Origin of the sequence: Lentzea sp. NPDC092896, assembly GCF_044754905.1 — a bacterium.
In the GTDB taxonomy this organism is placed as follows: Bacteria; Actinomycetota; Actinomycetes; order Mycobacteriales; family Pseudonocardiaceae; genus Lentzea.
On sequence record NZ_JBIVPX010000001.1, the window covers coordinates 1,923,202 to 1,947,679 of the forward strand.

Annotated in this window: 20 protein-coding genes and 1 pseudogene; 7 read left to right on the plus strand and 14 right to left on the minus strand. The window is 69.5% G+C overall.

The window, feature by feature from the left end:
- Positions 1 to 27 precede the first annotated feature (27 nt).
- On the plus strand, positions 28 to 429 hold the full coding sequence (locus ACIQF0_RS08505) for a DUF6292 family protein (protein WP_401026164.1): 402 nt from the start codon (positions 28 to 30) through the stop codon (positions 427 to 429).
- 101 nt (positions 430 to 530) lie between these two features.
- Entirely contained in the window at positions 531 to 806 is a 276-nt protein-coding gene (locus ACIQF0_RS08510) for a hypothetical protein (protein WP_360029725.1), read from the plus strand.
- A 1-nt stretch (position 807) separates the two neighbouring features.
- On the opposite strand, the gene ACIQF0_RS08515 is transcribed toward ACIQF0_RS08510, so the two are convergent.
- Genes ACIQF0_RS08515 through ACIQF0_RS08525 form a run of 3 tightly spaced genes read right to left on the minus strand, consistent with a single transcriptional unit; the run spans position 808 to position 4,690 of the window.
- Positions 808 to 933 (minus strand): hypothetical protein, encoded by a 126-nt coding sequence (locus tag ACIQF0_RS08515; RefSeq protein WP_360029726.1) that lies wholly within the window; start codon positions 931 to 933, stop codon positions 808 to 810.
- Between the two features lie 42 nt (positions 934 to 975).
- Complete coding sequence (locus ACIQF0_RS08520) at positions 976 to 2,790, minus strand: ricin-type beta-trefoil lectin domain protein (protein WP_401026168.1); 1,815 nt, start codon at positions 2,788 to 2,790, stop codon at positions 976 to 978.
- Positions 2,791 to 2,833: 43 nt separating this feature from the next.
- Positions 2,834 to 4,690 carry a discoidin domain-containing protein gene (locus ACIQF0_RS08525; protein ID WP_401026171.1) on the minus strand — a complete coding sequence of 619 codons (1,857 nt, stop codon included), beginning with the start codon at positions 4,688 to 4,690 and terminating at the stop codon, positions 2,834 to 2,836.
- A 117-nt stretch (positions 4,691 to 4,807) separates the two neighbouring features.
- Here ACIQF0_RS08525 and ACIQF0_RS08530 point away from each other — a divergent pair, with 117 nt between their 5' ends.
- Entirely contained in the window at positions 4,808 to 5,815 is a 1,008-nt protein-coding gene (locus ACIQF0_RS08530; protein WP_401026174.1) for a LacI family DNA-binding transcriptional regulator, read from the plus strand.
- Here ACIQF0_RS08530 and ACIQF0_RS08535 read toward each other — a convergent pair.
- From ACIQF0_RS08535 to ACIQF0_RS08570, 8 genes are all read right to left on the minus strand, one after another.
- Complete coding sequence (locus ACIQF0_RS08535) at positions 5,812 to 6,267, minus strand: hypothetical protein (protein ID WP_401026176.1); 456 nt, start codon at positions 6,265 to 6,267, stop codon at positions 5,812 to 5,814. The two genes, ACIQF0_RS08530 and ACIQF0_RS08535, sit on opposite strands and share 4 nt — an antisense overlap.
- Positions 6,268 to 6,308: 41 nt before the next feature.
- Positions 6,309 to 6,746, minus strand: a complete 438-nt coding sequence (locus ACIQF0_RS08540; protein WP_401026179.1) for a hypothetical protein — start codon at positions 6,744 to 6,746, stop codon at positions 6,309 to 6,311.
- Between the two features lie 39 nt (positions 6,747 to 6,785).
- On the minus strand, positions 6,786 to 9,086 hold the full coding sequence (locus tag ACIQF0_RS08545; RefSeq protein ID WP_401026182.1) for a glycosyl hydrolase family 95 catalytic domain-containing protein: 2,301 nt from the start codon (positions 9,084 to 9,086) through the stop codon (positions 6,786 to 6,788).
- 24 nt (positions 9,087 to 9,110) lie between these two features.
- Positions 9,111 to 11,240, minus strand: coding sequence for a hypothetical protein (locus ACIQF0_RS08550; RefSeq protein WP_401026185.1), 2,130 nt, complete (start codon positions 11,238 to 11,240; stop codon positions 9,111 to 9,113).
- A gap of 208 nt (positions 11,241 to 11,448) precedes the next feature.
- On the minus strand, positions 11,449 to 14,163 hold the full coding sequence (locus tag ACIQF0_RS08555) for a BTAD domain-containing putative transcriptional regulator (protein WP_401026188.1): 2,715 nt from the start codon (positions 14,161 to 14,163) through the stop codon (positions 11,449 to 11,451).
- A gap of 30 nt (positions 14,164 to 14,193) precedes the next feature.
- Positions 14,194 to 14,625 carry a hypothetical protein gene (locus ACIQF0_RS08560; protein ID WP_401026190.1) on the minus strand — a complete coding sequence of 144 codons (432 nt, stop codon included), beginning with the start codon at positions 14,623 to 14,625 and terminating at the stop codon, positions 14,194 to 14,196.
- A 95-nt stretch (positions 14,626 to 14,720) separates the two neighbouring features.
- Positions 14,721 to 15,206, minus strand: coding sequence for a universal stress protein (locus ACIQF0_RS08565; RefSeq protein WP_360029736.1), 486 nt, complete (start codon positions 15,204 to 15,206; stop codon positions 14,721 to 14,723).
- Positions 15,207 to 15,219: 13 nt separating this feature from the next.
- Positions 15,220 to 16,743 carry an MDR family MFS transporter gene (locus ACIQF0_RS08570; protein ID WP_401027761.1) on the minus strand — a complete coding sequence of 508 codons (1,524 nt, stop codon included), beginning with the start codon at positions 16,741 to 16,743 and terminating at the stop codon, positions 15,220 to 15,222.
- Between the two features lie 103 nt (positions 16,744 to 16,846).
- Here ACIQF0_RS08570 and ACIQF0_RS08575 point away from each other — a divergent pair, with 103 nt between their 5' ends.
- Positions 16,847 to 17,428, plus strand: a complete 582-nt coding sequence (locus tag ACIQF0_RS08575; protein WP_401026193.1) for a TetR/AcrR family transcriptional regulator — start codon at positions 16,847 to 16,849, stop codon at positions 17,426 to 17,428.
- Here ACIQF0_RS08575 and ACIQF0_RS08580 read toward each other — a convergent pair.
- Complete coding sequence (locus ACIQF0_RS08580) at positions 17,416 to 18,006, minus strand: short chain dehydrogenase (RefSeq protein WP_401026195.1); 591 nt, start codon at positions 18,004 to 18,006, stop codon at positions 17,416 to 17,418. The two genes, ACIQF0_RS08575 and ACIQF0_RS08580, sit on opposite strands and share 13 nt — an antisense overlap.
- A 69-nt stretch (positions 18,007 to 18,075) precedes the next feature.
- Between ACIQF0_RS08580 and ACIQF0_RS08585 the strand changes: the two are divergent.
- Positions 18,076 to 18,855, plus strand: a pseudogene (locus tag ACIQF0_RS08585) (LysR family transcriptional regulator); the annotation flags it as partial.
- Here ACIQF0_RS08585 and ACIQF0_RS08590 read toward each other — a convergent pair.
- Both ACIQF0_RS08590 and ACIQF0_RS08595 read right to left on the minus strand, forming a co-directional pair.
- Positions 18,836 to 20,491 carry a PucR family transcriptional regulator gene (locus ACIQF0_RS08590; protein WP_401026197.1) on the minus strand — a complete coding sequence of 552 codons (1,656 nt, stop codon included), beginning with the start codon at positions 20,489 to 20,491 and terminating at the stop codon, positions 18,836 to 18,838. The pseudogene ACIQF0_RS08585 and the gene ACIQF0_RS08590 overlap by 20 nt on opposite strands.
- Before the next feature lie 209 nt (positions 20,492 to 20,700).
- The gene (locus ACIQF0_RS08595; RefSeq protein WP_401026200.1) at positions 20,701 to 22,602 is read right to left on the minus strand and encodes an ATP-binding protein; all 1,902 of its coding nucleotides are present in this window, start codon (positions 22,600 to 22,602) and stop codon (positions 20,701 to 20,703) included.
- A 216-nt stretch (positions 22,603 to 22,818) separates the two neighbouring features.
- Between ACIQF0_RS08595 and ACIQF0_RS08600 the strand changes: the two genes are divergently transcribed.
- Together ACIQF0_RS08600 and ACIQF0_RS08605 are read left to right on the plus strand one after the other, a co-directional pair.
- A complete protein-coding gene (locus ACIQF0_RS08600) occupies positions 22,819 to 23,172 on the plus strand; it encodes an STAS domain-containing protein (protein ID WP_401026203.1) in 354 nt (117 codons plus the stop codon).
- A gap of 228 nt (positions 23,173 to 23,400) precedes the next feature.
- On the plus strand, positions 23,401 to 24,414 hold the full coding sequence (locus ACIQF0_RS08605) for a TolB family protein (protein WP_401026205.1): 1,014 nt from the start codon (positions 23,401 to 23,403) through the stop codon (positions 24,412 to 24,414).
- Positions 24,415 to 24,478 lie beyond the last annotated feature (64 nt).

Genomic DNA, 24,478 nt, shown 5'->3' on the forward strand with positions numbered 1-24,478 from the left:
GACACCCCGCAGGGGTATCCGCGCGACATGACCATGGAGTCCGAGATCGACTTCGACATCGACTTCGACGATGCGGTGGCCCGCGAGGTGCGGAGCTACATCAGCGAGATCGTCACCGGCCTCGGACTGCGCGGCGACAGCTCGTGCATCGACGCGGAGCCGCTGACCGGTGCCTACGTGGCGCTGGACGGGCGTCTGCCGGACTTCCCCAGCCATTACGTCGCCCTGGTCTGGAACGAACTGAGCGGCTGGTCGGTCGCCGTGGAGGACCGTCTCGGGGACCTCGTGGACGTCGCGCGGCTCAGCGGCGACCCGCGGCCGGCACCCGCCGACGTGGTCCGCTGGGTCAACGGGCTGCTGCACCGGGAGCAGACCAACCGCGACTTCGCCGCCTTCGTGCCGGAGCAACGGGGCATCGTTCTTTCGTAGATTTGCCGTCCGGTGGTTTGCCGTGGGGCGGGCGCGGGTAGCCGGTGCCGCGTCAAGCAGTCGGCGCGCCTTGTCCCCGGCTGTCCAAAGGCGGCGATCACGTGCATTCCAGCTCACTGGACCGAGCGATCTGCGACGCTCTCGTCCTCCTCCGTGCCACCGGGGGAGCGAACCTCTCCGACCAGGCCGAACGGGCGCGCAAATCCCTGGCTAAGGCCGTGATGGACGCCCCAGACGCGCCGCGGCAGGCTTTGGCGCACGTCGCCGTCGCCGACGAACACCTCGAGTACGGCGAGCTGATGGAGGCTCGCACGCTCCTGACGGCGGCGCGCGGGTTCCTTCCCGGCGCACGCGCCGCGGTACCGGCTCGCGCCTGACTCAGTCCGGCGGTGCGGCGGGGTCGAAGGGCTCCTCCGGAGGCGCCTCAGGCTCCTCGACGTCGAGGTCGTCGAGGCTGGGGGTACCGGGGGAGTGGGGTGCTTCCGGATTCAACGCATCGGTCATGCCGCCCGGTTACCCAGGCGGCATGACCTCAAGCGTTCTCACCTACGCGGGTACGGTCCACCGTTGGTTCGCCCCACCCGTACAGGACCAGATCTGCAGCTTCGCGCCGTCGGCCGTGCTGTTGCCTATGACGTCGAGGCACTTGCCGCTGCCGACGTTCACCAGCGTGCCGTTCGAGGCCGTCCACCGCTGGTTCGGTCCGGCGAAGCAGTCCCACAACTGGACCGCGGCGCCGTCCGCCGTGCTGTTGCCGGTCACGTCGAGGCACTTGCCCAGGCCCCGCACCGTGCCGTCGGTGCCCAGCGTCCACGTCTGGTTCGGGCCGCCGAAGCAGGACCACAGCTGCGGGAGGTTGCCGTTCGTGGTCGAGCCGTCGGTGACGTCGAGGCACTTGCCGCCCAGGCCCGTGATGGCGCCGGTGCGGCCGCCGGGTTGGCCGGGGTCGAGCGTGCCAGGCCAGGTGAACGTCGCCATCGCGCCGGCCGGCAGGTTGTAGCCGAACGTCTGGCCGTTGTAGGAGACGCGGAAGTTCTGCTGACCGCCCGAGTTCAGCGCGACGAGCACGATCTGACCGTTCGGGTTGCGGAACGCGACGTTCTGCACGCCGCCCTCGCCGAAGCCGGTCGAATCGATGCGGACCGCGCCGGGCTGCACGAACTTCGACAGGTGACCGAGGACGTAGTACTCGGCGTTGTACGTGACGTTGGAACCGATGGTCGAGACGACACCGGTGCAGTTGGTGCAGCTGCCGATCACCGGGCCGTTGTTCTGGTCCAGCGCCATGTTCCAGATCGCGACGGACCGCGCGTGGTTGCGCGTGGCGCCGATCGCGAGGTTGATGCCCTGCCAGCGCAACGTGTCGCGGAACGTCGCCGCGTCGTTCGCGGACTTCGTGCCCGAGCACTCGGTGAAGAAGATGTCCTTGCCAGGCTGGTTGTTCTTCACGGTGGACTGCCCGCTCGGGTTGCCGCCGTAGCAGTGCCACGCGGAGCCGATCACGTTGTTGCCCGCGCCGTTGTTCACGGTCTGCGGGTAGTTCGTGTCGTCCCAGTTGTGGTCGTAGCCCAGCAGACGCGCCTGCTCACCGGCCGCGCGCAGCTTCGGCACCAGCGTGTTGATGACGTTGACCTGTTGCTGCGCCGACATCCTCATGCCGGGGTAGCCCGGCGGTTCGAAGTTCGGCTCGTTCTGCACGCTCAGGTAGTCGATCGGGATGCCCGCGGCCTTGTACGCCTGCGCGAACTTGACCAGGTAGTCCGCGTACACCCCGATGCGGCTGTCGTTCAACGATCCCTGGATGAGGCTGTTGTTGTTCTTCATCCACGCCGGCGCGCTCCACGGCGTCGCCATCACGGCGACCTGCGGGTTGAGCTGCTTGGCCTGCTGCAGCAGCGGCAGGATGTAGGCGTTGTCGTGCGCGGTGGAGAACCGCGACAGCGTCGGGTCCGCCGCGCCGTCGTTATAGGTGTAGAAGTTCCGCGAGAAGTCGGACGCGCCGATCGGCTGGCGGATGAAGCTCATGCCGATGCCGCTGGTCTTGTTGAACAGGTTGTTCATGATCTCGTTGCGGCGCGGCGAGTTGAAGATGTTCCACGCCGCGGCGTCCGTGAACGACGCGCCGAAGCCCACCATCGACTGGTAGGTGGAGTTCGGGTTCACGGTGATCGTCGACCCGGTGCCACCCGAGCCGAACGTCACGTCCGCCTGTTTGGTCAGGGCGTTCACCTTGTCACCGGTGGTCAGCCACACGCTCGCGTTGGTCGCCGCGGTGGCGGAGGGGGAGACCAGGGTGCTTCCCGCCGTCACCACGGCCGCTGCGATCGCTATGCCGCGCCAGCGTTTCGTCGTCTTTGACATTCAGCGCTCCTTGCAGGGGGTTTGGGCGCCCGTCAGCAGTTGTTCAGTTGTACAAACGGAAATCGGCGATGCTCCACCAGTTGCCCGCAGCACCGGTGGACGTGATGCGGACGTACCGCGCGCTCGTGCGGCGGACGTCGATGTTCGTCAGCTGGCCGACGCCTTCACCCGAGGCGATCGCGCGCCAGGACGTGCCGTTGTCGCTGACCGAGAGCTCCCAGTTCCGGGCGTAGTCACCGAGGTTGCCGCCGGAGTCGACCGCGACTCGGCGGAAGTCCTTGCGGCGCCCCAGATCCACCTGGAGGTACTGGCCGGGAGTCTGAGGACCGCTGTTGGACCAGCGGGTCGACGCGTCGTCGTCGATCGCGAGCGCGCCGTCAGGAGACGCGGTGGCGCCGGTCAGCGGCACGAGGTCGAGCCTGCTCTTGTGCTGGCTGGTCCAGGTGAACGTCGCCAGCGCGCCACCGGGCAGGGTGTACTCGAAGGTGCGGTCGCCGACGTTGACCGCGAACGAACGCGGCTCGTCGTTCTCGTTGTGCACCACCAGAGCCGTGGAACCGTCCGGGTTGCGGAACGCGGCGTCCATGATCTGGCCGTTCCAGCCGGTCGTGCCGAACGACGTGCTGGCGATCCTGCGCGCGCCGGGCTTCACGAACTTCGAGAGGTGGCCGATCGTGTAGTACTCGGCGTCGGTGACCACGGAACCGTCCGGCTGCACGGTGACGAGGCCGGTGCACGTGCCGCAGCCGCCGTTGTGCGGGCCGCCGGTGCTGTCCAGGGCGATGTTCCAGTTGACCGCGCTGCGGGCCCAGTTGCGGGTCGTGCCGAGGACGACGTTGCGGGCGTGCCAGCGCAGGGTGTCGCTGAAGACCTTGGCGGGCGGGTCGGTGGCGCCCTTGGAACCCGAGCACTCGGTGAACCAGATCCCCTTGTCCGGGAAGGCGTTGCGCAACGCGGTCTGCGCGCTCGGGTCACCGTAGTAGCAGTGGTAGGCGGTGCCGGCGAGCCACTTCGCGGCCTTGCTGTTCAGGATCTGGTACGGGTAGTCGGCTTCCGCCGTGCCGTCGTTGGGGTGCGTGGCCCAGTTGTGGTCGTAGCCCAGGATCTTGGTGCGCGGGCCGGCGAGCCTGAGCTTCGGGCCGAGTGCCTCGATCACCTTGATCTGCGCCGCGACGGGCATGTCCGTGCCGGGGTAGGCGTCCGGCTTGCGGTTCTGCGGCTCGTTCTGCACGGACAGGAAGTCGACCGGCACCCCGGCCCTCGCGTACGCCTGCACGAACTTCACGAGGTAGCGCGCGTAGGCGTCGTAGACCTTCGGGTCGTCCTTGAGCTTGCCGCCGACGAGCGAGTCGTTGTCCTTCATCCACGCCGGCGGGCTCCACGGCGTGGCCATGATCTTCAGGCGCGGGTTGAGGCGCTTCGCCTCGCGCAGCAACGGAAGGATCTTCGCCTCGTCGTGCCGGATGCTGAAGTTCCTGAGCGGGAAGTCGGTCTGGCCGGCCGGTACGTCGTCGTAGGTGTAGTGCTCCGCGGCCGCCGTGAAGTCGGACGAACCCACGGGCTGGCGCAGGAAGCTGACGCCGATGCCGTCTCGCGGATCGAACAGCTTGCGCATGGTGTCGGCGCGGACGGCAGGGGAGAGGCCCGCGAGCACCTCGGCTGAGGAGTCCGTGATCGAGGCGCCGAAGCCGTCGACCTCCTGGTAACGGCGGTCGGGGTCGACCACGATCGTCGGGTGCGCCGACTCGCTGGTGCCGAACGTGACGCGCGGCCGTTCGTGCATCAGCTCCGCGCGGTCCGGCGTGGTCACCCACACCCGCACCTGGGGCGCGCTGGAGGCTTCGGCTGTCGGCACGGCGGTCAGTCCGACCACCAGGGCCACGATCGCGGTTGTTCTCATTGCCGTCCTAACGACGTGTAACAAGACTTCATCACTGTGAAACACCGGCTTTCCAGGATGAAACACCGGGGGGTTGCGATCGTCAATGGTCTGGACGAGTTCCGGTACAGTGACCTCGTGGAACGCAAGATCGAGAACGTGAAACAACGCGCGAGCCTGCGGGACATCGCGGCGGAGACCGGCGTCTCGATCGCGACCGTCTCCCGCGTGCTCAACGATCACGTCAACGTGGCTCAGCGGACCCGTGACCTGGTCCTCCAGGCCGTCGAACGGCGCAGGCAGGTCGTCACCCCGCGTCGCACCCGCACGGTCTACGTCCGCTGTCCGTACGTGCTCACCGACTACTTCGGCCTGATCGTCTCCTCGATCGCGGAGACGCTGAAACTGCACGGCCTGCGCGTGCTGCTGGACGCGGGGGAGTCAGGGCAGGGCTCCGACGCACTGCGCGAGTTGCCCGCCACGAGCGACGTCGACGCCGCGATCCTCATCCTGCCGCCGGAGGAGGGCGAGGAACTGGTCGCACTGTCCCGGGCGGGCTACCCGTTCGTCGTGGTCGACCCGCGGGTCCTGCCGCTGCCCGACATCGCCTCCGTGTCGGCCGCCCACTTCTCGGGCGCGCGGGCCGTCGCGGACCACCTCATCGGGCTCGGGCACCGCGACATCGCCGTGATCGCCGGGCCGGAGGAGTGGCTCGCGGGCGACGCGCGCCTGGCCGGCCACCGCGCGTCCCTCGCCCAGGCGGGCGTGCTGCTCACGCCGGATCGCCTGCGGCACGTGGAACCCACGACCGCGCACGGCAAGCAGGCCGCGGTGGAGTTGCTGGCCCTGGAGCCCCGCCCGACCGCGATCGTCTGCTTCAACGACAAGGTCGCAGTCGGCACGTTGCAGGCCGCACGGGAACGGGGCCTGCGCGTGCCGGAGGACCTGTCGGTGGCCGGGTTCGACGACATCGACCTGGCGGAGGCGACCGATCCGCGGCTGACGACCGTGCGGCAACCGTTGCAGGAGATGGGAAGCATCGCCGTCACGCAGCTGATGCGGATGCTGGACGGGCATCGGCCGGAGGCGTTGCACATCGAGCTGGCGACGACGTTGGTGGTCAGGGACTCGACAGCACCGCTCTAGTGCAGGACGGCCCACGTGCCGTTGTCGGTGTCCATCACCAGACGAAGCACCCCGAGCCGGTCTCGGGCCATCCTGACGCAGCTGTCGCGGTCGCACTGGTGTTGCAGCGTCAGGAAGATGTTCAAGGGAGCGGGCGGGGAGATCGTGAGCTCGCCCGTGGCGCCGTGCACCGTGCCGTCCATGACCAGGCCCGTCATGGGGGACCCCGTCCAGTACAGCCGGAGCGCGTCCCCCGCGGAACGGTCCACGGAGCGGAGCCACAGCACGCTGAGACCGACGACCAGCAGCGCGAGCAGCTCCCACAGCACGATCGCCCACCACGACAGGCCCGAGAACAGGGCGACCACGATGCCGCCCGCCATCGCCCAGTAGATCGCCGTGAAGGCGCCGTAGCGCTGGAACTGGGCGGAGTTCCTCTTCGTCAGGTCGATCTCGCGAAAGCCCGTCGTCATTCGCTGATCGTAGAACGGCCGCTACGCTCCGTGTGCGGGTTTCAGTGCACGACGGCCCAGGTGCGCACGACGGGATCGACCAGGACCTCGAAGTGCTGCTGGCCCTCGTAGCGGTCACACCGGTGGTACACCTGGAATCCGCCACCCGACGGGATCCACAGCGTCAGCTCGTGGCTGACGGACTCGCCGTCGTCGTGCGCGGTGCTGTCGAGCACCTCGGCGACCACCGTGGTGCCCTTGGCGCGCAACGAGGCGGTCTCCTTCGCGGACTCACCCGCCGTCGACCAGAGCGCCAGCATGAGGACCACGACGACGAGCATGCCCAGTTCCCACAGCAGGATCGACCACCACGACTCGTCCGAGACGGCGACCGCGGTCATGCCGCCGGCCAGCGCGGTGATCGTGAGGCCGGCGAGCACGCGCTGCACGAGGGCCGAACGCGGGCTCGTCAAGCTGACTTCGACGGGGTTCGCGGTCACCAGCCGATCCTAGGACGCTGGTGACCGCGAACCTGGGCGCTACGGCCGAAGCGTGACGGACTGGCCCTTGCGCAGGTTGATCTTCTTCTTCCAGGTGCCGAAGCGGACCTCGGTCTCGGTGCCGCCGACGCTGCGGACCGTCGCGCTGGTGACCTTGCCGTCCTTCCACGCCAGGTCGACCGAGAAGCCGCCGCGGGCACCGATTCCGGTGACCGAGCCGGTCTTCCACGCCGGCGGCAGCGCGGGCAGCAGTTCGATCACGCCCTGCCGGGCGTACAGCAGCATCTCCAGCATGGCCGCCGGAGCGCCCAGGTTCGCGTCGATCTGGAAGATCGACCGGTCGCCGAAGCTGTACATGTCGAAGAAGTTCGGCGCCGTGCCGTTCGCATAGTTGATCGACGGCCGGATCACCTTCTGCACCAGCTCGTACGCCCTGGCCGCGTCCTTCAGTCGTGCCCAGCACGCCGCCCGCCACGCGAGGCCCCAGCCGAAGCTCTCCATGCCGCGGGTGATCAGGTGCTGCTTCACGCCCTCGATCAGCGCGGCGGGGGAGTCGTCGCGGTTGATGCGGTCGCCGGGGAAGAAACCGACGAGCGGCGACAGGTGCCGGTGCGTGGTCTCGCCGAGGTCGTCCGGCGACATCCACTCCTGCAGCATGCCGGTCTTCGGGCTGACCACCGGCAGGTACAGCCGGTCCCGCAGGCCGGACATCTTGCGGCCGTAAGCCTGGTCGCGGCGCAGCACGTCGGTCGCGACGCGGTACTTGCCGAACAGGTGGTGCACCAGTTCCTGGTTGTAGGTGTTGCCGCGGGTGTCCTGCGGGCCGTGCTCCGGCGACCAGTCGTGGTCGTCCACCAGACCCTGCGGCGTCTCGACCAGACGTGCTTCCCAGAACTCGCAGGCGCCCTTGAGCAACGGGTAGATCTTGGCCAGGTAGTCGCGGTCGAGCGTGTACTCGTAGTGCTCGAACAACGACATGCACAGCCACGCGTTGCCGCCGGGGTGCCACCACCAGCCGCTGCCGCCGTAGATGTTGGTGGAGAAGGCGACCGCCCACCCGGCCACGCGGTTGTTGCTGTTGCGGAACCGGTTGCGCTCGTCCTGGTACACCGACTGCGTGGTGTTCGTCCACGCCGGCAGCTGCGCCACGCAGTAGTTCGCGAGCGCGTCGAACGTGTCCGACAACGCGGCCCGGTCCGCGAGCCAGTAGTTCATCTGGATGTTGATGTCGGTGTGGTAATCGCTGTACCAGTCGGGGTTGTTGTTCGACAGCCACAGGCCCTGCAGGTTGATCGGCAGGTTGTCGCGCGAGCCCGTGATGGCGAGGTAGCGGCCGAACTGGAGGTAGCTCGCCTCCAGTTCCGGGTCGGGCGCGGGGTTCGAAGCCCTTGCCTGCAAACGGGTCCACGTGTCCATCGCGCGCTGGGCGTCGGTGGAACGGCCGAGGTCGACCTTCTGGCGGTCGTACTTCTTGCGGTAGTCCGCGACGTGCGTGCGCAGCAGGGCGTCGGCCTTGGCGCGCACCGCCGCCTTCCGCAGCGCGAGCTCGGCGGGCTCGACCAGCGGGTCCATGAAGCCGGCCGACGCGTCCGGGACGTAGTTCGTGCCGCCGGAGAACACGATCACCAGGTCGGAACAGCCGGTGAACGACAGGTTCGCACCGTCCACCTCGACCGTTCCATCAGGACTGAACGCCGTCACGACACCGCTGTACGCCAGCTTGTTCGGGAACGAGCCGGTGAAGACGGCCGCGGTGTGCGGAGCGTCGCCCACAGCGGGTTCGCCATGTGCGCCGACCAGGGTGATGGTGCCGGTCTGGTTCGGGCCGACGAGCCGGACGATCACCACGTCGTCCGGGTGGCTGGAGTAGATCTCCCGGCGGTACTGCTTGCCGCCGGAGGTGTACTTCGTGGTGATCAGGCCGTTGCTCAGGTCGAGTTCGCGGCGGTAGTTCGTGGCACCCGCGTGGCCTGGAACGTTGACGTAGAGCTTGGCCAGCATCGAGAACGTGCCGAAGTGCGAGTCGTACGGCAGCTGGCCGTCGCCTTCGAGGGTGTCGTTGAGCTCGCCGGTCCACAACGTGACGTCGGTCAGGTACAGGAAGTCCTTCTCGACGCCACCGCCGACGAGCGCGCCGAGCCGGCCGTTGCCGATCGGCAGACCCTGCTCGATGATCTTCGCCTCGTCGGCGGGAGCGGGGTACCAGAGGGTGGTCGGGTTGGGAGTGAGCGGGTTGCCGGTCGGCCGGTAGGGCTCGGCGTGCGAGGTGAACGTGGGCAGGACCATGGCGCCCAGTCCCATCGCACCGGCGGCCTTCAGGAAGTTGCGACGTGAGGTCATCGTTGACTCCGTTGGGAGGGCTGATCAGCGGGCGTCGAGGCTGGACACGTGCACGGCGTCGTCCGGTCCGCGCACGGCGACCCAGGTCGAGCCGTTCGCACCGGGAGCCCCGCCGACGGCACCGGTCAGCGCGTTGCTCACGAACTGGTCGCGCTTGGTCCACCAGGTGCCCGCGCCGTCGACGAGGTCCTGCTGCCACAGCGTGTAGTCGCTGCCGCGGACGAAGACGTTCACGCGGTCACCGTTGGCGACCGCCGTCGGGCTACCGCTGATCACGCCGCCCAGCGAGGTCCACGCGGACCAGCCGTTCGCGGTGCGCCTGCGGTACCAGGCGGAGTCGTCCTGCAGCCGGACCGTGACGAACGTGCCGGACGCGACCGTCGCGGCGGAGGGCCTGCCGTAGATCTGCTGGTTGCCGGGCGAACCGACCGAGGTCCAGGTGCTGTTCGCCTTGTCGCGCGTCCACACCCGGCCGTCGGCGCCGCGGCCGAACAGGCTCCAGCTGTCCGGTCCGGTGAACGCCACCGACACGGAGTCGGTCAGCGTGCCGCCGAGCGAGGTCCAGTCGCCCCACTTGTTGTTCGCGAAAGTCCGTTGGTAGGCCACGTTGTCCGTGCCGCGGACGAAGAGGTCGATCCGGCCGTCCGGGCTCGCGAACGCCGAGGGCTGGCCGAGGATCTGGCCGTTCTTCGGGCCGCCGAGCACGACCCAGTTGCGCCACTCGCCGTTGACCATCGAGCGCTGCGTGAGGCGTCCGGACCTGTCCCGCGCGAACGTCGCCATCGTCCTGTCGTCCCAGCGGATCAGCGCCGGGCTGGCCGAGGTCTCGCCACCGACGTCGGTGCCGGGAACGGCCGTCTCGCCGCGCAGCTTGAGGAACGCCGTGCCGTGTGCGGGAACCGTGACGGTGTAGGTGCCGGTCGCCGTGCCGCGGTCGGCGCGGGCACGCAGGTCGCGGACGGAGACGCTGCCCTTGAGGCCGGTGTCGGCGAGGGTGACCGTGAACTCGGCGGGCTGGTCGTTGCGGTTGAGCACCGCGACGGCCCGCTCACCCTTGCCGGACAACACCTTGCTGTAGACGTCGACGTTGTTCGAACCGGCGACGCGCACGCCCTGGATCGCCAGCGGGTCCTGGTCGACCGCGATGATCTCGGGGTTCTTCAGCGTCTCGATCATCGACGGCGGCAGCGTGCGCGGGTCCGAGCCGATGATCAGCGGCGAGGCCATCACCGACCACATGACGAGCTGCGAGGCCGACTCCTCCTCGTTGAGCTCGTACGTGCCCTGCTCCGTCTTGCGCATCGGGATCAGGTAGTCCGGGTCGTTGTAGTGACCGGGACCCTGCGCGCCGGGCCGGTAGAGGTTGCGGTCCATGTTGCGCAGCACGTCGCGCCAGATGCCCTCGTACGGCGTGCCGAACGCGACGTCCGTGCTGGTGCGCCACGAGTCGCCGACGCGCGGCCCGTACGTGTAGGCCACGTACGCGGTCTGGTCCCAGCGGTGCGGCACGCCCCACTCGTCGGTGACCGGGTTGCAGAGGTTGAGGATCATCTTCCGCCCGGCCTTCTGCACCGCCGCGGAGAACTGCGTGAAGGCGACGGCCGGGTCCATGTTCTGCGCGATGCCACACAGGAAGTCGATCTTGATGGCGTCGAACTTCCACCCGGCGAACTGCTTCGCGTCCGCCTCGTAGTACCCGCCACCACTGCCGGCGGCGCAGTTCTTGCCGTCCCAGGCACCCGCGTCGGTGTAGATGCCCGCCTTCAAACCCTTGGCGTGCAACATGTCCACCAGCTTGGTGAACCCGGACGGGAACCGCGCCGGGTCGGGCACGAGCGCACCCTTGCCGTCCCGCGGCGGGCTCGCGTTCCACCCGCCGTCGATCCAGACGATGTTGTAACCGGCCTTCGCGAGGCCGCTGCTGACGAGGTGGTCAGCCACCCCGAGCACCTTCTCCTCCGACGCCGCGCCCACGGCGAAGTAGGAGTTCCACCCCATGTACGGAGTGCGTGCGATGCCCGAGTCGTAGTAGGTGGGCGCGCCTTGGTCGACACCCGCGTGTTCGACCGGGGCGGACGGTGCGGCGGCGGCAACCGCCGTGGGCGCCAGCAGCGCCAAAGCGATGGTGGCCACGGACAGCAGGGTTCTCGGCATACCCGTACCTCTCGTCGTCGAGTGGCCAAAGCATGCTTCGGCCATCCGATCGCGTCAAGAATAAATACTAAATTAAGTTTAGAAATCCCTGCGCCCGGACGTACCGTACAGTGCTCCGACCTATGACAACGAGACAAGTTGTTGACACAAAGATCGAGTGCTCAACGCGCAGGTAGGGGCGATGTGGACGAGACGGCCCGCTGCGATGTCATCCGAGGTGTTCGATCAGCTCGCGCATCCGCTCGGCGTCCGCGATCCGGTCCGCCTGGAGGTACAGCTGCCTGGCCTCGGACCACGCCACGCGTGCCTGCTCCTGCTCGCCGAGCGCCGCGTGCGGCCGTCCGAGGTGTTCGAGGACCTCGGCGAGCACCTCGGCGGCGAAGCCGAGCTCCCTCAGCATGGTGATCGACTGACGGTGCCTGGTGATCGCCTCGCGGTGCCGCCCGGTGAGGTGGTCGACGTACCCGAGGCTGTCGAGCGTGGTCGCGATCCCGGTCCGGTAGTCGTGGGCGACGTGCACCTGGAGCGCTTCCTCGCAGTGGGAGCGGGCGACGTCGTACTCGCCGACCCTGGCCGCGTGCCATCCCACCAGGTTCAGCGCGCTGGCGACCAGCTGCTCGTCGTCACCTTCGCGCGCGACGGCCACGGCCTGCCGCGCGTGGTGCAACGCCTGGTGGTCGTCGCCGCGGCGTTCCCACACCCAGGCCAGGTCGATGAGCGCGTACGCCTGCTGCCGGATCAGGCCATGCTCCAAGGTGAGGGCGATGGCGTGTTCCAGGTCCCGTGCCGCCTCGTCGAGCATGCCCACGCGGACGTGGGCACGGCCGAGGAAGCGGTGGGCGCGGACCCGGTCCTCGACCGTCGGCAGGTGCCGGGTGGCCTCGATCCCCATCCGCCAGATGTCCAGGTCCTCCTGGTGATGACCTCGCCGGTGGACGTAGAGGTGCACGGTCCAGACCAGCTGCCAGACGAGCTCGTGACGTTCCTCCTGCACCGCCTGGCGCAGGAGCGCGCTCAGGCAGGCGTACTCCGCGTCCAGCCAGCGGAGCGCGGCGGCGGAGTCGGCGAACGAGCCGGGCAGCACGCCTTCGGACAGCGGCCCCGGGTCGACCATCGACTGGTAGGGGTTGAACGCGAGGGTCGCGGCGCACAGGGTGTGCAGGTAGTAGTCCGTCAACCGCTGCGACGCCGTCTCGTCCGGGAACGCCGTCGTGACCGCATAACCGCGAATCAGGTCGTGCATGGCGTATCGGCCGCGTGCGTCCTGGAAGAGCAACGAAGCCGTCTGGAGTTCACGCAGCACGCGTGTGGTGGCGGCCGCGCTCAGTCCCGTGAGGCCGGCCGCCGCCGGCAGGCTGATGTCCGGGCCGGGTGCGAGGGCGAGCAGGCCGAACACCCGTTGCTGCTCGGTGGTCAGCGCCCGGTGCGAGGTGGCGAGCACGGCGGGCAGGCTGGCCAGGGGATCGTTGTCGTCCAGCGCGTCCAAACCGGACTCGCGCAGCTCCGCGGCCAGCAGGGTCAGCGACAGGCCGGGGTTCGTGAGCGCCCGGCCGGCCAGCAACCCCAGCGCGAGCGGGAAACCACGGCACCAGTCCAGCAGGCTGCTCACCGCGTCCGGTTCGGCGGCCAGGCGGGACGCGCCGAGGCGGAGCTCCAGCAGGGTTCTGGCGTCGGCGTCCCCGAGCACCGTCAGGTCCAGGTGGCGTGCGCCGTGCCGGGCGATCAACGTCGTCATCACGCGCCGGCTCGTGACCAGCACCGTGCACGTGTGGCCGCCGGGCAGCAGCGGCACGGCCTGCTCGGCGGTGGCCGCGTTGTCCAGCAGCACCAGCATCCTGCGGTCCGCGACGAGGCTGCGGAACAACGCCTCCCGCGCGTGCGGCTCGGCCGGGATCTGTTCCGCCACGACGCCCAGCGCGTCGAGGAACCCGCGCAGCACCGCGGCCGGGTCGAGCGGAGCGTTGTCCGGGGTGAAGCCGAGCAGGTCGACGAACAGCTGTCCGTCCGGAAAGGACGCCGCCCGTTCGTGCGCCCAGTGCAGGGCGAGCCACGTCTTGCCGATGCCGCCCGCACCCGCGATCGCCGAGATCACCACCGTGCCGTTCGACCCGGCCACCGCCGCGTCGAGCCGGTCCAGTTCCTCGCGTCGTCCCACGAACGGCGTCGGCGCGGCCGGCAGCTGACGCGGTACGGCCCTGGCGGTCCCGGGCGCTCCGGCGAGCAGCTGGGCGTGCAGTTCCTGAAGCGCGGCACCGGGATCCGCGCCGAGTTCGGCCACCAGTGACGCCCGCACCCGCCGGTAGTGCTCCAGCGCGTCCGCCGTGCGCCCCGCCTGGTGCAGTGCCCGCAGGTACTGGCCGGCCACCCGTTCGTCCAGGGGAAGCTCGGCGGCCCGCGCCGCCAGCTCCGCCACCAGCTGGGCGCCGTGCCCCAGTCCCAGCCGGGCGTCCACGAGGTCGTGCGTCAGCGCCAGCCGTTCCCGGTCCAGCCGGTCTCGTACCTCCTCGGCCCAGCCGCCGGACAGGCCCGCCAACGGCTCGCCGCGCCACAGCGCCAGTGCCTCGGTGAGCAGCCGGACCGCCTCGGCGGGGGACTCCGTCCGTCCGGCGGCGCCGAGCTCCCGGGACCGGTGCAGGTCGACCGGCCCGGTCAGCACGTACCCGCCCGCCCGGTGCGCGATGGAGACCTCGCCGCCCGCCAGCACCTGCCGCAGCCGGGAGACGTGGCTGTGCAACGTCTCCCGGCCACGCCTGGGCACGTCGTCTCCCCAGACCCGGTCGAGCAGGCGGTCCACCGGGACCACCTGTCCGGCGTCCACCGCCAGCGCGGCCAGCAGGCACCGCTGCTTGGGCGGGCCCAGGTCGGTCTCTCCCGCGGACACCTCGCCCAGCACGCACAACACGCTGATCAGCCTCCCCCTCACGGAGAGTACTGATCAGCGTGACCCCCTGCCTCAGCGCAGGTCGTACCTCATGAACACCCTGGAGGGAAACGGCTTGCCCGCTCCGTCGCGCAGCTCCAGCAGCACGCGGTCGGCGCCACCGGTGATCTTCGCGTCCAGCGGGATGTTGATGGGGTGGTCCTTGTCGCACTGGGGGCTGGTGCTCCCGACGTCGAGCACCTTCTCCGTGTCACCCGGCTGCTTGTCGATGGTCCAGGCGTAGAGCGTGCGGCAGCCGACGAAGTGCCCGGTGCCGATGACGCTCGCCGACTGGTTGTAGAAGGTGACCTTGCCGGTCACGTAGGTCGCGCCGAACTTGAGATGGCTCATCTCGATGTCGGCGTAGGGGTAGTCGGCGGCCGACGCGGCGGGTGCCGCGCCGAACACCACGCCCGCGACGGCGGCGAGAGCGGTGACCCCGGCGGCCAGTCTGGTCTTGAGCATGTCGTGCGACTCCTTGAGCTGTGGTTCAGAACTACAGCTCGAAGAGTCGCGTCACGACCATGCGGGATCCTTGCAGGAGATCTGCAATGCCCAGGTCAGGGCACCACGAGCACCGGCCAGTGCCCCAGCTTGATCAGCCGCGTCGCCACCGACCCCGCGAACCGGTGACCCGCCTGCTGCGACGCCCCGACGATCACCATGTCGGCCTGGCACTGGTCCGCCGAGTCGCGCAGCACCGTGCACGGGTCGCCGAACGCCTTGACGAACGTCACCGGCACGTCGAGTTCCTCGGCGAACGACCGGACCTGGTCGCTCAGCTCGGCGTGCAGACGCGCCGTCGCCTCGTGCTCGAAGACGGAGGCGACGGCGGGGCTCAGTGCCGCCAGGGACGAGTGGCACGCCACGAACGTGACGACCAGTCGTGCTCCCTGGCGGCGGGCCAGGCCGAACGCGGACGCCGTCGCGCGCATCGCGGTGTCGGAGCCGTCGATTCCCACCAGGATGGTCCTGGACGACGGCAGGGGAGCGGGTCCGAAGGAGTCCACTGTGGACTCGAAGGCGTTGTTCAGGCCGGCGCTCATGGTTCCCCCTCGGTTATCGCGCGACCGCTGAGTCTGCTTCCTTCTTCTCGAGATCGATCGTCGTGCGCAACGTGATCGGCTTGAGCAGCAGTGCCGCGATGATGCCGATCACGCCTACCGCGGCGGAGATCAGGAAGATGTGCGCCGTCGCGTCGCCGTAGACGGTGTGCACGATCGTCTGGACCTCGGGCGGCAGGGCGGAGAGGTTCAACGCGCTGGTGCTGCCCGTCGACTGGCCCGCCGGCACGTGCAGCGCGGCGGAGAGGTCGGCCGTGACGCGGTTGGCGAGGACGGCGCCGAGCACCGAGACGCCGATGGTGCCGCCCAGCGAGCGGAAGAACGTGACGGACGCGCTCGCGGCGCCCAGTTCGCTCAGCGGGACGCTGTTCTGCACCGCCAGCACGAGGTTCTGCATCGTCATGCCGACACCGATGCCCACGACGGCCATCGCGACGCCGACGATCCACAGCGCGGTGGCGTGGTCGACGAAGCCCAGGCCGAGGAAGCCCAGCACCAGGATGATCGTGCCCGACACGATGTACGGCTTGATCTTGCCGGTGCGGCTGATCATGCGGCCGGAGATCGTGGACGACACCAGCACGCCCGCCATCAGCGGAATGGTCAGCAGGCCCGCCTCGGTGGGCGAGTAGCCGCGGCCGATCTGGAAGTACTGGCCGAGGAACACCGCGCCGCCGAACATCGCCATGCCCACCGAGAGGCTCGCGATGATCGCCAGGGCGGGTGTCCGCTGGACCACGATGTGCAGTGGCACAACGGGTTCCTTCACACGCAGCTCCACCGCGATGGCGGCCCCGAGGAGCACGAGCCCGGCGCCGACCATGGCCCCGGTCTGCCACGAGATCCAGTCGAACGAGTTGCCGACGAACGAGACCCAGATCAGCAGCACGCTCACGCCCGCCGCGATCAGCGTCGCGCCGAGGTAGTCGATCTTCACGTTCTCGCGCCGCACGGTCTCCAGCTTCAGCGTCGCCTGCAGCACGACGAACGCCAGCGCGGCGATCGGCACGGCGACCCAGAAGCACCAGCGCCAGCCGAGCCACGACACGTCGACGATCAGGCCGCCGAGCAGCGGGCCGCCGACCGTGGCGACGGCCATGACCGCGCCGAGGTAACCGTTGTAGCGGCCGCGTTCGCGCGGCGGGATGATCGCGGCGATCACGACCTGCACCAGCGCCTGCAGGCCGCCGACGCCGAGGCCCTGGAACGCGCGGGCGGCGATGAGCTGCCCGGTGTCCTGGGCGAAGCCGGCGAGCAGCGAGCCGACCACGAAGATCACGATCGCGGCCTGGACCAGGGTCTTCTTGTTGAACAGGTCGGCGAGCCTGCCCCAGAGCGGGGTAGTGGCCGTCGCCGTGAGCAGGGTGGCCGTGACCACCCAGGTGTACTGCGTCTGCGTGCCGTTCAGCGAGCCGATGATCCGCGGCAGCGCGGTGGACACCACCGTGGAGCTGACCATGGCCACGAACAGCGCGAGCAGCAGTCCGGACAGCGACTCCAGCACCTGCCGGTGCCCCATCGCCTGAGTCTCGATCTTCACATCCCGCCCCTTCGTCACCCTAATTCTTGCGCGTCGTGCAAATTTGCGCAATGAGCAACTTACACCCGCTACGCTGAACGCCATGGAGACCCTCACCACTCGGCGCGAGCTCAAGAAGGCGGAGACCAGACGGTCGCTGGCCGGGGCGGCGTTGCGGCTGGCGATGGAGCACGGCCTCGACGGGGTGACGGTCGAGGACATCGCGGACGCGGCGGGGGTCTCGCGCAGGACGTTCTCCAACTACTTCGCCAGCAAGGAAGAGGCCGTTCTCGACTCCGACCGCGAGCGGTTCAGGGCGCTGGTCTCGCTGGTCGGGGCCCGGCCGGGGGACGAGGGGGCCTGGCAGGCCCTGCGCGCGTCGACCGCGGAGCTCTACCGCGACCGTCCGCTCCCGGACGTCGAGTGGATGGCCCAGCTGCGGCTGCTGCGCCGGCATCCGTCACTGATCGCACGCCAGGCAGGCGACCAGGTCGCGCTCGAACGCGACCTGACCGCCGTTCTGGTGCTGCGCGAACCGGACGAGGAGATCGCCCGGCTGATGGCGGCGACGTTCCTCGCCACGATCCGCACCGGCATCGCGCTGTGGCTGGAGGGTGCGGGCAAGCAGCGACTGCCCGATCTCGTGGACCGGCTGCTCAGTCGCGTGCAGGTTCAGAGCACGTAGACCTGCCCGGTCTGCCGGCCCTCGATCGAGCGGACGTACGCCTGTGCCACGTCGGCCACCGGCACGGGCTTCATGCCGGGGAAGTAGTCGCCGTACGCGTCGAGCGCCTCGGTGAAGACCGTCGGGCTGACGGCGTTGACGCGCTGCGGTGCGATCTCGATGGCCGCGGCCCGCACGAACGCCTCGACGGCGCCGTTGACCAGCGAGGCAGCCGCCCCGGTGACGATCGGTTCGCGCGCCAGCACGCCGGTGATCAGCGTGAACGACTCGGTGACGTGCGCCAGGCCTTCGCGGACCAGCGCGACCTGGGAGAGGACCTTGCCGGTCAGCCCGGCCTGGTAGTCCTCGATCGTCAGCTCGCCGAACGGCTTGAACGGCACGTGCCCGGCGGCCGACGCGACGGCGTCCACCTGTCCGACGGTCTGGTAGAGATCGGCCACCTGGGCCGGGTCGGTCACGTCGTACTGCAGGTCGCCTCCGGTGCGGGAGACGGTCACGACGTCGTGCTTGCGTTCGGTCAGCACCTCGTGCACCGCGGTACCCAGCTTGCCGGTGGCTCCAACGAGCAAAATCCTCATGCCCTCGACGCTATGGCCGCTTCGAGCGCGAGTGAAATGCCGTTCGTGCAGCACTTATGATCGGTGGTTATGAATGTCGAGCTGCGCCACCTGCGAGCGCTCGCCGCGATCGGCGACCACCGTTCGATCACCGCGGCCGCGCAGGCGTTGCACGTCACGCAGCCCGCTCTCTCGCGCACGCTGGAGCAGTTGGAACGGCGTCTGGGCGTGCGCCTGGTGGAACGCACGACCCGTCACGTCGCACTGACCGAACCGGGCCAACGGCTGTGGGAGCACAGCCACCGCATCCTCACCTCGCTGGACACGGCGCTGGCCGAGGCCGTGCGACCGCAGCCGCTCCGGCTCACCTTCGCCTGGGCCGCGCTCGGCGAGTACACCATCCCGTTCCTGCGGGAGTGGCGCGCCGAACACCCGGACGTGCTCGTGCACATCCGCCGCTCCGACGACCCGGAGGCGGCGCTGCGGCGCGGCGAGGCGGACGTGGCCGTCCTGCGCACCGAACCGGCCGGCGCGGACATCGACCACGTGGCGTTGCTCGACGAACCCCGCGTGGCGGCCGTCGCGGACGATCACCCGCTGGCGGCCCGCGACGCCCTGCTGCTCGCCGACCTGGCGGGCGAGTGCGTGGCGGTGTGCGAGACGGCGGCGACGACCGGGGCCGAGCTCTGGCCGTCCGGGGCGCGCCCGCGCACCGTCGACGTGCCCGGCGTCGTCGAGTGGCTGACGTCGATCGCGACCGGCGCGACGGTCGGGGTCACGGCGGCCGGCAGCAGCCACCACAACCCGCACCCCGGCGTCACCTACCTGCCGCTGGCCGACGCCGAGCCGATCACCGTCCGCCTGGCGTGGCCGGCACCGGCGGCGCATCCGTCGACCGAGGCGTTCGTCGCACTGGCGCGGCGCCGTCTGGCCGCCACAGCCGCAGCTGCAGCATCGCCGCGAACCGCGCGTCCGGGTCGCTGAGGTCGATCTCCCCGACCTCCGACAACCGCCGCAGCCGATAGCGGAACGTGTTGGGGTGCACGAAAACGGCGGCCGAAGCGGCCACGACGTCCCCGAAGGCGTCGAGCCACGCGCCGAGCGTCTCCACGAGATTGCCGCTGTGCTTGCGGTCGTAGGCGATCAACCGCGCGACGGGACCGGTCAGCGTGTCCCCGCGTTCGGCGATCAGGTCCGACAGCTCCAGCAACAACCCCTCACTGTGCACATCGGACACTCGCGCCACCCCGAGTGCGGCCCGCCCGGCCCGCAACACCCGCAGCACGAGATCGGCACCGGCCCGGGACCGCGACAGCGTGAGGCCGTCGGACACCTCGCCGACGCCCACCAGCACGTGGTGCCCGATGCGGTTGCGGAAGTCCGTGGCGATCCGCAGCGCCCGGTCCTCGGACTCGGCGGGCAGGATCGCGTAGGCGACGTCGCCGATCAACGCGGCGGCGGCGCGCGGGTGCACGGCCGTCAGGTGCATCGCGAGCGCGTCGGCGACCTGCTGGCGTTCGGCCAGCAGCCGGGCGTGCGCGGCCGGGTCGTCACCGTGCGAGTGGGCCAATGCCAACGCCAGCACCACGCAGGCCTGGTCGGCCAGCCCGAGCCGCCGCACCGCCTCCGCGGCCCCCTGACCACCCTCGACGGCGGTCGAGACCAGGTCCGCGCGCAACCGTCGTTCGACGTCGGCACCCGCGCGCTGGCGCATCATGTGCAGCGCCACGAGCTTGGCCGCGTCGCCGAACGCGGCGGACCTGTCCGGGGACAGCGGCCCGCGCACGGCGGCCCAGATCGAGCCGAGGAACTCGTCGCCCGCGCGCACCGCCACGGCGAGGCGGGGCAGGCACAGCGACCCGTCGTCGGCGAGCAGGCCCTCGATGTAGACGGCCTGGTCGCTGCGGTAGAGCCGCTGGAACACCCCGCGCTCCTCCAGCATCCGCGTGTAGCGCGCCGGGACCTTCCTGCCCAGGATCGTCTCGACGCGCGACGGGTCGGCCTCGTCCTGCCGCCCCGAGAACGCGAGCACCCGCGAACTGCGGTCCTCGATCGTCACCGGGGCGCTGATCAGCGACGCCACCGCGTTGGCCAGGGCGAACAGGTCCCCGGCCGGCACGCCGCCGAGCGTCTCGGACGGATCGACCTCACCTTCGGCCAGCAGCGACCGCAGCATCGCGGCGAGCTGCGTCCACGACGCGCCCGGCGCCAGGCCGAGCAGGACGACGCCGGACCGGTCGACGGCCCGGGCGATCTCGTCCGTGACCACGACCGGCCCCCGCACGACGAGCGCCGCGGCCCCGTCCAGCACGCCGAGGATCTCCGCCGGGTCCCGCACGCCGACACCCAGCACCAGCGCGGACGGCGGCAGCGCCTGGTCGTCGTCGGGGTCGTGGATCACCACCCCGCCCACGTCGGTGGCACGGCTCGGATCACCACGCACGAGGTCGATCAGCGTGGTGCCGAGGTCGTCCAGCACGCGGGCGAGGCCTGTTCGCGGACTCATGTCCACCACCCTGCCAACCGTCTACAGAGGAATCCATTCCGTGTTCAACTGATTGGAGTCTACTGACGCGCCAGCGTGTTCAGGCTGTTCAGGTGCACTTCAGTTGCTCCGGGTGCCCAGGCGTTCGCACAGATCGGGAGCAGAGAAGTGGAGGCTTGGCACAGGTGGCTTCCACGTCGAAGGCGTCGGAGACGCGGGAGCCGCACTCGTCAGTCGCGCGACTGCCTGCTGCGTCTGGCTTTCCGGAAATGCCGCCACAGCTGCTCCGCCTTCCGCTCGTGTCCCCCTTCGAGGTAGGCGGCATGGGCGGCGTGCAGCCGGCGTTGCACCTCCTCCTGCTGATCGGTGTCCCACGCGAGCAACGCGAGGTGCTTGTGCGCGTGCCCGACCAGGTCGTTGCGGCCGGCGTCCCCGGAGATCTCGATGCAGTCCAGGAAGTACTCGGCCGCGCGTTCGGAGAGCCCTACCGTGTCGGCGAGCACTCCCAGGCTGTAGTGGACCTGGGCCTCACCGGAGCGAAGTCCGCCCGCGCGGTAGCGCGCCAGCGCCCCGCCGTAGAGCTGCCACGCCGAGTCGAAGTCCTTGCGGCGCCGGGCAAGCAATCCCAGGTTGTGCAACGCCCTGCCCTGACTCTCGTCGTCACCGAGGTCACTGCTGAGCGTGGCGGCCGCCTCGTACCGTGCGCGGGCGGCCTCGTCGTGGCCCATCTCGCGGTGCAAGCGCCCCAGTCCGATCAAGGCCTTGGTCTCTGCCTCTCGATCGCCCAGGCTCACGGCGGCTTCCAGAGCCAGTTCGTAGGCGGAGATCCCTTCCGCCGAGGTGCGGCGGCTGTAGAAGAAGTAGAGGAACGTGCCCAAGGCGAACGCCAGGCGCAGGACCTGTTCATGACGGCCGGTTCGGTGGGCGAGAGCGATGACGGCGAGGATGCTGTCGCGCTCGGTCCGCAACCAGACGTGGGCACGCCTGCGGGTCTCGAATCCGGGCCGCTGTTGTCCGGCCTGTTCCGCCGTATCGGCGAAGTAGTCGATCAGGCGGGCGAGCGCGGCCTCGCGCACCTCTTCCACTTCGGCCTCGCAGTGCTCTGCCGCGTACAGCCGCAGCAGGTCGTGGAAGCGGAACCAGCCGTGCGGCTCCGCGCTCTCGATCATGTGCGCGCGCCGCAGGCCGGTCAGCAGTTTCCGCGTGGACTGCGGTGATCTGCCGGCCAGCGCCGCCGCGGCCTCGGTGCTGATCTGGGGGCCGGGGCTGAGCGACAGCAACCGGAACAGCCGCTGTTCCTCGTGGGCGAGCCTGGTGTGCGAGAGGTCGAACGCCGCACGGACGGCCAGGTCGTCGTAGCTGAGTTCGGCCAGCCGCGCTTCCTGCAGCAGTACGACGAGTTCGGTGAGCGGAAGCCGGGGATCGTCGGACAACAGGGCGGCCACGATGCCGAGCGCGAGCGGCAGCCGTCCGCACAGTTCGGCGATCTCGTGCGCGGCCTGCGGGGCATCGGCGATCCGCGTGTCGGCGGGATCGGTGGCCTGCAGGAGGTTCGCCAGCATCGTCACCGAGTCGTCGGCCGGTAGCACGTCGATCTCGACACGCCGGGCACCTTGCAGATCTCCGAGTGTGTGCCGGCTGGTCACGAGCACGCGGTGCTGGTCGCCCGGCGGCAGAAGCGCGCGGACCTGGTCGGACGACGACACGTTGTCCAACACCAGCAACATCGGCTGGTGCTTCGCGAGCCGGGAGCGGTAGAGCGCCTCTCGTTCTGGCTGCGTCTCCGGTACGCGCAACACGCCGAGCGCCGTCAGGAAGGTGGCGAGAGCGGTCTGCGGTTGGACGGGTGTGGAGTAACCGTGGAGATCGATGAACAGCACGCCGCCCAGGAACCTGCTGGCGGCGTCGTGGGCCGCCTTCACCGCTAGCGTGGTCTTGCCGACGCCCGCGAGGCCCGTGGACACCACAACGGGTTGCGGGCCGCCCAGCGCTTCGGCGACAGCGCTCAGGTCCGCGGCGCGGCCGGTGAACTCGGCGGCGACCGGTGGCAGTCCGTCGAGCGCGGTCGGGCCCCGTGATTGCAGGTAGACGTCACGCGCCTGCACCACGGTGCCGTGGACGTCTCCGCTCACCTCGTTGTGCACACGTTCGTTGTACCGCAGGTCAGCGAGTTCTTTGCGGCGAGCGCTGAACTTGTCAGTACAGGTTTGCCGATGGGGACTCCGGGGAATCGCAGTGATCATGCCGTCTGACGCCGCGGTTCGTAACAGCGGTCAGAGGACAACGGTCGGGGGAACTTCCAGTGAGGTATTTCAGTGACTTCGGGTGAGACAGCGTCGGTGGCCGACATGCAGACCAGCGACCATGAGGGCGTACTCGTCGTTGCCGTCAGCGGCGAACTCGACGTGGTCAGCGTGGACAAGGTGGGAACGGCCCTGTTCGATCACGTGGCCAAGCAGCCGGACGGCTTGGTGGTGGAGTTGACCGTGGACTTCATGGGCTCGTCCGCGTTGTCGATGCTGCTGGAGCTGTACGGGCGGGCGCAGCGCGAGAAGGTGGGGTTCGCCATCGTGGCCACGGCTGTGGCAGCCGCGCGTCCCTTGATGGCCAGCGCCCTGACTCAGGTGCTGCCGGTGGCTCAGTCGGTGGACGAGGCCGTGAAGTCGATCCACGAGGAACGCAAGCCGGGTCAGCAGCTCTGATGATGTTGCCATGGATGTCGCATGGCAGTCGGCGGCCATGACGTTCAGGTCGGCCAGGTAAACCACTCGTTGTGCTCGTCGGAGGTCCTTCACAACCCGTCCAGCTTGGATGACGAGTACGGCGTTGGCTGGGTCGGTGAAGGAGCGATGACACCCACGTGGCTGGACAGGCCATCCAGCTGTGTCTTGGAGCAGCTGCACGGCGACAGCGAGTGGAAGGGTGAAGGCGTGACCTCACCGGAACAAGAGGGCCGCGCGGAGAACAGCGCGCCCGGAAAGGCCGACCAGCAGCCGACGATCACCATCGGTGGCACCAAATTGCCGGCGGACCTCCCCTCGGGGCGGGAACTCCTTCCTGGGCAGCGAGCCGACCTCCGGGTGCTCGACGTCGCCACGGGGGAGTCCGAGCTCGTTCTGAGCAGCACCGAACGGCTGATCGAAGCCCCGCAGTTCCATCCGGACGGCCGGCATCTGGTGGTCAACGGGGACGGGGTGCTGCTGCGGGTCGATCTGCAGGGGGACCGAACGCCGACAGTGGTGCCAGTGACCGGGCTCCCTCCGGTCAACAACGATCACGTCGTCACACCGGACGGCCTGTGGCACATCGCGTCCGCTGTGGACGGTCACCTCCACCGGGTGCCGTGGAACGGTGGTGAGGCCGTGCGCGTGACGGTCGACAAGGAACCGGAGCGGTGTTTCCGCCACTTCCTGCACGGCATCTCACCGGATGGCCGCCGCCTCACCTACGTCGGGGTGGAGATGGCGGACGGCGACGAGTGGGGGCGTCGTGCCGTGTGGACTCTCGATCTCGGCACGGGAGCCGAGGTGCAGGTCGGTGACGGCTACTCGCCCGCCGACGGACCGGAGTTCTCGCCTGACGGGAAGGCGTTGTACTTCAACTCCGAGTTCCGGTCGACGATCGAAGGCCACGCCCAGTTGTTCCGGCGGGACGAGGTGTCCGGGACGGTGGAACAGCTGACCGGCGACGAGCGGGTCAACTGGTTCCCGCATCCGTCGCCCGACGGCGCGCACGTCGCGTACCTGAGCTATCCGGCCGGAACCGTCGGACACCCGGCCGACCTGCCTGTCGAGCTTCGGCTGCTGACGTTGCCGCGGTCGGCTCCACGAACCCTCGTCGCTCTGCGGGGAGGGCAGGGCACGATCAACGTCAACAGCTGGTCCCCGGACTCCCGCCGCATCGCCTACGTCGAGTATCCGATCAGCGCGCGGAAGGTCCCATGACTCGTCGGCGGTTCGGAACGTCAGACGCGGGGCCCGCCACCAGTGCGGTGACGGGCCCGTGTTC